Consider the following 10121-nt stretch of genomic DNA (forward strand, 5'->3'; position numbering starts at 1 on the left):
GAAATTAATCCTTTTCTTTTTCGCTCAAAAAGTTGAGGATTAAATCTTCGTCAAACTGCCTCGCTAACTGCCGCAATTGGTTAGCAAAGGAAGCGAATTTTGTGTCTGTTTCCTCTAGTCTATCTGCCCATTTTAGAATGTCATTGAAGTTACCTTTACTAGCTAAATTCATCAGTTCCCGCAATACATCAGGGGAAGGAGGAGTCAATTTATCTGATGAATTATCAAGTGTTGTAGCCGAAGAATTGATTTTTTGTTCCTCAGACTGCTGGTAAATCCATGTCAAACCTAAATGGCACTCTAATTGATGCAGTAATTTATCTGCCTGTACCGGTTTACTCAAAAAGGTGTCACCTCCTGCTTGCAGACTGCGATGTTGGTCGGCTTCAAAAACACTAGCGGAAGAGACGATAATCTTGACATCCTGGATATCTGGGGTATGACGCAGGTATTTAATCAATTCAAACCCATCCATTTCTGGCATGAGCAAATCTGTAATCACCAGGTCTGGTTTCAGGGCGATCGCTTTTTCTAAACCATCTTTACCGTTATTAGCTTCAATCACATTGAAACCCAGTGGTTGTAATAAGTTTGTAATTACTGTGCGATTCTCCCAGCGATCGTCCACCATCAAGATGGTGCGGGGGCTACCTGCAAAGCCAATGATTTGTCCCTTGGATGCAGCCATAGCAGACTGCACCCATTCGCTAGCTTGGGCGATCGCAATTTCAAACCAGAAAGTACTACCCTCACCAATCTCACTTTTAACCTGGATATAGCTACCCATCATCTGCACCAACTGCCGAGTAATAGCTAAACCTAGTCCTGTCCCTTCTATCTGATGCTTTTTCTCACCTACTTGTTCAAATGGCAAAAAAATGTTGTCCAATTGAGTTGGAGTTATGCCAATTCCTGTGTCTTTTACACTAAAGTGAATGCGATATTTCTCTGTCTGCCCATCAGCAGTCAGTTGATCGACTACCTCAACCTTGAAATTAACCTTACCCTCATCAGTAAATTTAATCGCATTTCCCAGCAGATTCAAGAGAACCTGACGTAACCTTTTGACATCGACATGAACCCCTGTGGGTAAGTTGCTTGCGGGTTCATAGACAAATAAAATGCCTTTTTGTTCTGCCCGAATCTGGCAAATTTCCCCAATTCCCTGTAAAAAAGATGGAAAATGCACATCTTGAGGATGCAGTTCTAGTTTTCGCGCTTCAATTTTGGAAAGATCCAAAATGTCATTAATTAAAGTCAGCAGATGAGAGCCACACTGTTCAATGATGTTTACATGGTATTGCTCTGGCTCCGGCAAACCTTTGGAACGCAGCAAAATTTGAGCACAACCCAAAATACCATTCAAGGGCGTTCGCAGTTCATGGCTCATGTTGGCTAAAAATTCGCTCTTAGCCCGGTTTGCGGTATCAGCCGCTGCTTTAGATTTTTTCAGTTGAGCTTGTTCAAACGCTTGTACCTGCCACAAGACAGCGATCATCGTCACGGTCAATCCGCCCACAATTAGAGCGATCAGATCGAGGAATTGTAGCCGAGATTCAATATTTTGGCGCGGAATTACCAAAGCTACAGACCAATTAGCTTCTCGCAACGGTACATAAGCAACATACTTTTTGGTGCCGTCAATTTCCATCAACTGAATTCCCTGTTGTTTGTTTACCATTCGCTGCGCGATCGCATTTAAATTACGATCTGGAATTTTCAGCAGGCTGGGTGCAGGTTTTTCTACCGTTGACATTAAGGTTGAGTTGGGATGGACGATCGCTTCTCCTTGGGAATTGAGGGCGAATGCATAGCTGTTCTTGCCGTAGCGCAACGAGTTGACCACCTTAGCAATGCGATCGACTTTAACATTGCCGTGGAAAACCCCAATCGGTGAACGATTGGTAGGAGAATTTGACCAGATTGGAGTGGCGATCGCAATTAAAGGAATGCCTGTGGAACGACTGATAAAGGGATCGGAAATGTTACTTTTTCCGGCTAATGCTTTTTGAAAGTAGTCTCGATCCTTAATATTCTTATTTGACCGACCAACCTTAGTATTAAAATACGAACCATCCGGGGTAGCTATTAGGAAAAAGAAAAATTCATCGATCCGCTCAACTTCTGACTTTAAATAGGGTTCTGTGATAGACCAGTCTAAGGAGCGTACAGTTGAAGTATGAGCAAGGGTTTGCACCTCTACTTTGCGGACATGTAACCACTCCTCAATTTCATCAACCCCTATTTTTACCTCTAAAAAAGCTTTTCCTCTCAAGTCTTCTAGCGTTATTTTCCGAGCAGCTTGATAGCTAAAATAAGCAGAAATACTCACAATAAGAGTAGTGCCGCCAAGAATAAATCGGATCAGCAAATTGCGCGAGGAATGCATTTTGGTGTCGGATGGGCTGGAATTGCCTTTGATCACAGGGTTCACACTCTAAACAATGGGTTTGGTAAGCAAAAAAAAGGGCTATATTTTAGATTGCCCAAAAAATTATTAATAATCGCAGCTATGATTGTTACCCATAGCTGCGATTGTCAATACCCTAAACTTTGCTAACCATCCTTTAAAGACCTGTATTGGGAAGGACGTATAGGCTTACCACCGGGTAATACCATTTCACTTTCAAATTGATACAAATAGGCAGCAGGGGAGCAGGGAGCAGGGGGAAAGAGTTAGAGACAAATCATTTGTATCAAGTATTTCGTGAAATGGTATAAGTTCAAATATATATATTTTAGAGCAAATAGAATAATCAACTTTATCGCTATATTTTCCTTGATAAAGTAGACAAGGTTACTGAGGTTTTAGGCTCTGAAAATGGTCAATTTTTATCCAGTAAAACAGGTCTTGAAAATCAAAAAATCGGGATTATTTGGTAACATCAACTAAAGGCACGTGACAGCTAATAGTCGTGATATAGGTGACAGTAGTGGCGATTAAATGACTGCTGACTCTATGCAAATTTAATGTGAAAGAGGTTATCAAATATCACGAACAAGTTACAGTATATACCTATAACATAAGAACTAATTAGGTAACATTTGCCTTTTGACTAATGACTCAAGTAGATATTCTGATCCTTTCAAATGGCCCAGGTGAAGTAACAACCTGGGTGCGTCCAGTAGTAAAGGCGTTGCGGCAAGAATTAGGAGATGACCATTCTTTAGTAAGGATTTCTGTGGTATTATCACCTTGCTCAAATGCCAGTGGTAAAGAAGCAGCGATCGCTCTTTCTTACGCAGAAGTAGATAGAGTTCAGGGAGCAGAACATTTTTGGCAATTTTTGCTTTGGGGCAAAACATTTGAAAATTGGGATTGGAGAAGTTGCGGTGTTATCGTTTTTTTGGGCGGCGATCAAATTTTTCCAGTGATTATAGGCAAAAAGCTTGGATATCGCACAGTAGTTTACGCCGAATGGGAAGCCAGATGGCATTACTGGATCGATCGCTTTGGCGTGATGAAACCCGAAGTGACAGCCAAAGTCCCAGCAAAATATGCTCACAAATTCACCGTTGTCGGTGATTTAATGCTAGAAGCACAAGAACAAGTCAGCACTCCCTACTCCCTACTCCCTATTACCCCTTATCCCCAGAGGAGGCCCCACCTTCCCCACTCCCCAATCATTGGTTTACTCCCTGGATCTAAAGCAGCAAAATTAGCCCAAGGAGTACCATTATGTTTAGCTATTGCCGAATACGTTCATGCAAAAAGACCCCAAACTAAATTTGTGATTCCTGTAGCCCCAACTTTGGATTTACCAACTTTAGCTAGTTTTGCCGATCCCCAAAAGAACTCTATTGCTGAAACCTTTGGCTTTGGCGGTGCTTCCTTAATTGTCCTAGAGGATACCAAAGGCAAGGCATTGCTCAAAACAGCAACGGGCTTAATTGTGGAACTGTGGCAAGAAAACCCTGCATATCACTTATTATCCCAGTGCTGCATCTGCTTGACTACGGTGGGGGCAAACACTGCCGAACTTGGTGCTTTAGGAGTGCCAATGATTGTTTTACTACCAACGCAGCAACTTGACGCTATGCGTTCTTGGGATGGTTTACCTGGATTGTTGGCAAATCTGCCAGTAGTCGGTACGCCCTTTGCTAAGGTGATTAACTGGTCATTTCTGAGATTTGTGAGACACAAAGGTTTATTAGCATGGCCAAATATCTGGGCACAGGAAGAGATAGTCCCAGAACTTATGGGTAAAATTCAACCGCAAGAAATTGGGGAAATGGTTTTAAACTTTTTGGCGAATCCAGAAAAATTGGATGATATGCGCGCTAAACTCCGTAATATTCGTGGTGAAAGCGGTGCAGCTCAGAAGATAGCACAGATTGTTGGTGAGGAAATTGGGAAGTCGGGAGAGATGAGGGAGTAATGGGAGCAACATCTCCCTCATTTTTACTCTGGCTTAATCTGAAGATTCTCCATCCCTGCGCCCAAGTTCATAAATGCCAGCACCCATACAGGCTAATATACCTGTACTAATTCCCCAACTCTCGCCTAAACTAATTTCCAGACCCCAGTTACATAAAGTGCCGACTACCAAAAAAGGCACAATGCTAAACAGTGAGGCGTAGAAAGCATTTTGGGATTCTCTGGCTTTACGAGTCTTTTCAAACTCTGACTGGCTGGTGTAAAGCGATCGCTCGGCAAAGTTAAACCAGCGATTGAGCTGCTCGATTACCCATTCATTGACTCTGGAAAAACCTAGATATAGCGCCAATGACCACAAACTCGCACCTGCGATCGCGATCGTGTCTAACTCAAAACGGAAAGGCAAAATTTCAGTCAGCATTGCTTGGGGTAGTCCTGCAAAGGGTCAACTTTAGCTGTGAGTAGATGCTAAATAAACCTCTTGTGCAATTTTAAGCATAAAGGTTAACAAGATTTCAACTACCTACAAAATCTCCCGCTTCTTAGCTTGTTTACACCAGTTTTACACCCATTCTCTATCTAAAGGTGTCAAAAAATGCCCTGGATTTTAGTCAAAGCTACAACAGTTTTTCTATATAAGCTAGTACCTACAAACCACAAACCCCTTGAAATTATTAGATTTCAAGGGGTTTAAGAGAGTGCCAGGAACCGGACTTGAACCGGTGACACGAGGATTTTCAGTCCTCTGCTCTACCAACTGAGCTATCCCGGCGGGGGCTTTTGTGAGCCACGATTACTTAATGTAGCAAAGATAAAAGAATATAGCAAGTCTTTGGAGAAAAATAGTTATGCAGCTTTCAAACTGAACTTAAACCAGATGAAAACGGCTACAAATAGTAGAAATTGGACAAGAACAATACTTGGCCCAGAAGCCAGATTGAAAATACCTGAGACAATGATGCCAGCAATGCTGCTGATGGAACCAACTATCACCGACATGACTAGAAAGCGGCTAAAGTGGTGACTCATCAGTTTGGCGGTGGAGGCGGGAATGACCAAAAAAGCGTTCACCAATAAAACACCAACAGCTTTAATCGCGACAGCAACGGCGAGGGAAAGCAAAACCACAAAGGCGTAGCGGTACAATTGGACGGGAACGCCTTGAACTTGGGCAACATCGGGGTTAAGGGTCAATAAAATTTGCTGTCGCAGAGTTGATAGTAAAAATATGCTACCTCCGACAAGGACTAGCAGCGTCAAAATCAAATCTGTAGTGTCGATCGCTAGAATATCCCCGAACAGTACAGCCATCAAGTTGCCACGATATCCTTTAATTAGGCTCGTGAGAATTAAACCGATCGCTAATGCTCCAGATAGCACGATGCTAAGTATGCTATCGCTAGCTAAGTCGGTTTTGTCGATAAAGTAGAGGACAATAACTCCAAAAACTAAGGTAAAAGGTAACAGCATCCAAGTAGGATTTATTTGTAGCAGCACACCTAACGCCACACCTACTAATGCTGCATGACCTACCGCGTGGCTGAAAAATGACAACTGGCGCAAGGTGACAAAACTACCCAACATCCCGCCTAGTATTCCCATCAAGGCAGCACCGACGATCGCACGCTGTATCGAAGGAAGTTGTAACAACTCTAGCAAGTCATTACTACTAGCGATCGCTAACCAAGTTATCTGATAATTATTGAAGAAATTCATACTTATAAGCATTAATGTTGGTGCTGGTAGCGACTGAAACCTGGGCCGTAGGTTGCTAACAGGTTTTGCGGTGAAAGAGCAATTTCTGGCTTACCAGTACAAACAATGCTTTGGTTCAGGCAAAGCACGCGATCGCAATGCCGATTAACCATATCAATATCGTGAGAAACTTGTAATACTGTCCAATCTTCCTCTCGCTTTAATTCATTGAGCAAAGCGTAAAAATCTGCTGCGCCTTGCACATCAACACCAGCAAAGGCTTCATCTAGTACTAAGAGTTTGCGAGGCATTACCAAACAATAAGCCAATAAAACCCGCTTGAGTTGACCGCCACTAAGAGTACCAATAGCTTGATGCTGTAAATGATAAGCATCAGTTCGCCGTAAAGCTTCTGTTACCGCTGCCGATTTTTCCTGGTCTTGTTTCCACAACTTAGAGAAAAATGAATTCTTTCTTTTCCTTTCCTTAGTCCATCCCAGTCCCACCAATTCGCTGACAGAAATAGGAAAGCTACGGTCAAAAATGAAGTTTTGTGGCATATAGCCCAACGTGTGGCGTAAATCCCCAAGTCTGGCAATTGGACGACCCAATATTTCAATCGTCCCAGCACTTCGAGGTATCAAATCTAAAACCGCCTTTACCAGGGTACTTTTACCAGCACCATTGGGGCCAACAATAGCTGTATCTGTTCCTGGCAATAATTCAAACGAAACATCTCGAACAGCTAGGTAGCTGCCTTGATAGACAGTTAATCCTTCTACTTTCAAAATAGGAATGTCATTAGTCATTGGTCATTGGTCATTGGTCATTGGTCATTGGTCATTGGTCATTGGTCATTGGTCATTGGTCATTAGTCATTGGTCATTGGTCATTGGTCATTTGCAAAGGACAAAGGACAACTGACAAATGACAAATCTATTTACACGATGTTTCCAAAGTTTGCAAATTAGCTTTCATTGCCTTGAAATAATGCTGTGGATCTGTTTCGCCAGTTTCTAGAGAATCCAGAGTACGCAAATTTAATTTCAAGTCTTTAGATAGGCTGTTTAGCAGTTTATTATCTACTCCTGGTTCGCTAAATAAAGCTTTAACTTTGTATTTTTTCACAGCGTTGACGGCATTTTGGACATCTGTTGGGGAAAGTTGATCTTCGGGAATTTGCACCACTGCAACTTGCTTGAGGTTATAGCGTTTGGCTAAATATGGAAACGCATCATGAAAGGTAATAAAGGTGCAACTGGGATTTTTCTGCAAAGTTTGCTGAAATTCGCTGTTTAAAGTTTCTAATTCTTTAATATAAGCTGTAGCATTTGCTTCGTAAGTAGCTTTGTTAGAAGGGTCGGCAGCAATTAATCCATCTCGAATATTTGTTACCTGCTGTTTTGCCAAAACTGGATCTAACCAAACGTGAGGATTACCCTGACTATGTTCGTGGTCTTTTTCATCTGGCGTCGTTTTTACGACGGGTGAAATTTCATTTAAGGGTTTAATACCTTTACTAGCATCAATTTCAGTTAATTGGGGATTTTGAGCATTTTTGACAGTACCTTCCAGAAATTCCTCCAAGCCTAAACCATTTTTTACTAACACCTTAGCAGTAGCGATCGCTTTGACATTTGCTGGTGTCGCTTGGTATTCATGTACCTCCGTACCAGGTGGCACTAGAATTTCTACATCTGCCACATCCCCAGCTACTGCCTTAGTAAACAAATATATCGGCAAAAATGTCGCTACTACTTTAGTTTTTCCCGACTGTGCTTGTGGGGTAGAAGCAGCTTCCTGTGCTCGCGGCGACTGTTCGGAAGTTGTTCCCTGATTTGGATTCGATTGGCTACACCCAGTAGCCATCGACAACATTAGCAGAGCAATTATGGGCAAGATGCCGCTTCTTTGCCTACCTGTTCTAATTTCTCTGCTATTTACAATCACAATATTTCTCCTTCAAAAGGATGCTTGCTTTACCTTTGTCATCATTGCTATTGACAATGGGAAGTATTCTAAATTTTATCCTATAATAATTCTCATTCTCATTTTTAGTACATAATATCATTCTGGGTTTGCTGTGTAATGAGTAACAACAAAACTTTTTCAGAAGGTACAGCCCTCTGCAATTTAGTTTTCCCTGAATAATTAGGATTTCTTGACTTTTCTGTTAAAAAGGTGGCTTACTTCTGATAAGATTGCTGACAAATATTCTCATAAAAGACCCGTTAAAAAAAACGTGGTTTGGGTATGAATTGGAGATCAGTGTGAGGAGAGAAATGCAAAAATTCTGTAAATATCTGCTATTTAGTCCAGCAGTCTGTGGTGTCATGCTATTTGTGAATACTGCTACATTTGCAGGTGAAACATCGGGTAAGTCTGAAATCAATCAACCGCAAGTTTTAGCTAATCCAGATGCAAGAGCTACGAACATCGCGCCAGATCAGAGAATGGGACAAGTTACCTCCGTGTCTCAATTTTCTGATGTACAACCCACTGATTGGGCATTCCAAGCATTGCAGTCTTTGGTTGAGCGCTATGGCTGTATTGCAGGATACCCAAATAGCACTTATCGGGGTAATCGGGCATTAACGCGATATGAGTTTGCTGCTGGTTTGAATGCTTGTCTCGATCGCGTTAACGAACTTATTGCTACAGCCACTGGCGATTTAGTTAACAAACAAGATTTAGCCACATTACAAAAGCTGCAAAAAGATTTTTCCGCAGAACTGGCGACACTCCGAGGTCGTGTGGATGCAGTAGAAGTACGCAGTGCTGAATTGGAGGCGAATCGGTTTTCAACCACAACCAAACTGCAAGGAGAAGTTATCGCAGTCGTCAGCGATGTTTTGTCAGGAAATACAGTCAACGGTGCGGAAATTACAGATAAGAATACAACTTTAGGGTTACGGGCGCGGATAGAATTAGTGACCAGCTTTACAGGAAAAGATACGCTGTTCACCAGAATCCAGGCTGATAATATTCTCAGCCCTAACATTGGTACACCAGAAGGTAACTTATTCTTTGCTGGTGATGGTACCACTAATGCTTTTATAGATGCCTTGTATTACAAATTCCCTCTGGGTGAAAGAACAGAGGTTACTGCTCTTGCCAACGCAGCGGCAGCAGATGATATTACCAGTACTGTCAATCTCTTTGACGGTGATGGCTCCTTTGGTGCTTTGTCCACCTTTGGTACACGCAACCCAATTTATGGCCAGATAAATGGCGCGGGGTTGGCAGTAACGCACGAGTTCAGTGATAAATTGGCACTGAGTCTAGGGTATTTGAGTGGTACAGCTAATGACCCTACGCCCAATAATGGTTTGTTTAATGGTTCTTACGGGGCGTTGGCGCAGCTAACGGTTAAACCAAGCGATCGCATTTCTATCGGTTTCACTTACATCAATTCCTACAACCAACCACTACTCACAGGTAGCAATGCCGCCACTTTTCAGGATATAGCAGCTATCCAGGGTTTACCAGAAGAGCAAGTAGGATTTTCCAGTAATTCTTACGGTGTCGAAGCATCCATTGGCATCACTGATAACATCGTTTTGGGTGGTTGGATTGGATATACCAACAGCCAAAGCTTGAGAGGAACCCGTGGAGACGTTGATATTTGGAACTATGCTGTCACTCTTGGCTTCCCTGACCTCGGTAAAAAAGGTAACTTAGCAGGGATCATTGCTGGTATGGAGCCGAAAGTGACAAGTTCTGACATCGCAGGGTTGGATAGCGATCCTGATACATCTTATCATCTTGAGGCTTTCTATCAGTATAAGCTGAGTGAGAATATCACCATTACTCCTGGAGTCATCTGGTTAACATCTCCAGATCACAACGACAATAATGATGATGTTGTTATTGGTGCATTGAGAACCACATTCAGTTTCTAATTTTTTAAAATCTTAAAAGAAGACGCAAAGGATAAATTTGCGTCTTCTTTTTGTATAGAACCCATTTGACATCTTATCAGGTTTTGAATTAAGGTACTCCTCAGCATGTAAAATCCAATACTAATGGCGTATTCCAGCAACCTCAC

7 protein-coding genes and 1 tRNA gene are annotated in these 10121 nt (G+C 42.2%); 2 read left to right on the top strand and 6 right to left on the bottom strand.

Going from position 1 to position 10121, the window contains the following annotated elements; all coding sequences use genetic code 11:
• Positions 1 to 4: 4 nt before the first annotated feature.
• Positions 5 to 2389: a hybrid sensor histidine kinase/response regulator gene (locus tag V7L12_RS18720; protein ID WP_335086457.1), complete on the bottom strand. Its 2385-nt coding sequence runs from the start codon at positions 2387 to 2389 to the stop codon at positions 5 to 7.
• Positions 2390 to 3059: 670 nt separating this feature from the next.
• Here V7L12_RS18720 and V7L12_RS18725 point away from each other — a divergent pair.
• Positions 3060 to 4379, top strand: coding sequence for a lipid-A-disaccharide synthase (locus V7L12_RS18725; protein ID WP_335086459.1), 1320 nt, complete (start codon positions 3060 to 3062; stop codon positions 4377 to 4379).
• Between the two features lie 33 nt (positions 4380 to 4412).
• Here V7L12_RS18725 and V7L12_RS18730 read toward each other — a convergent pair whose 3' ends face one another.
• The 5 genes from V7L12_RS18730 to V7L12_RS18750 all read right to left on the bottom strand — a co-directional run bounded on the left by V7L12_RS18730 (position 4413) and on the right by V7L12_RS18750 (position 7951).
• Positions 4413 to 4799 carry a hypothetical protein gene (locus tag V7L12_RS18730; RefSeq protein WP_334866878.1) on the bottom strand — a complete coding sequence of 129 codons (387 nt, stop codon included), beginning with the start codon at positions 4797 to 4799 and terminating at the stop codon, positions 4413 to 4415.
• A gap of 278 nt (positions 4800 to 5077) precedes the next feature.
• Positions 5078 to 5150, bottom strand: a tRNA-Phe gene (locus V7L12_RS18735).
• Positions 5151 to 5224: 74 nt separating this feature from the next.
• On the bottom strand, positions 5225 to 6094 hold the full coding sequence (locus V7L12_RS18740) for a metal ABC transporter permease (protein WP_335086461.1): 870 nt from the start codon (positions 6092 to 6094) through the stop codon (positions 5225 to 5227).
• A gap of 11 nt (positions 6095 to 6105) precedes the next feature.
• Positions 6106 to 6882: a metal ABC transporter ATP-binding protein gene (locus V7L12_RS18745; protein WP_335086463.1), complete on the bottom strand. Its 777-nt coding sequence runs from the start codon at positions 6880 to 6882 to the stop codon at positions 6106 to 6108.
• 127 nt (positions 6883 to 7009) lie between these two features.
• Entirely contained in the window at positions 7010 to 7951 is a 942-nt protein-coding gene (locus V7L12_RS18750) for a metal ABC transporter substrate-binding protein (protein ID WP_442947898.1), read from the bottom strand.
• Between the two features lie 404 nt (positions 7952 to 8355).
• Between V7L12_RS18750 and V7L12_RS18755 the strand changes: the two genes are divergently transcribed.
• On the top strand, positions 8356 to 9975 hold the full coding sequence (locus V7L12_RS18755; RefSeq protein WP_335086467.1) for an iron uptake porin: 1620 nt from the start codon (positions 8356 to 8358) through the stop codon (positions 9973 to 9975).
• The last annotated feature ends 146 nt before the right edge of the window (positions 9976 to 10121 follow it).

Source organism: Nostoc sp., from assembly GCF_036918245.1.
Lineage (GTDB): Bacteria > Cyanobacteriota > Cyanobacteriia > Cyanobacteriales > Nostocaceae > Nostoc.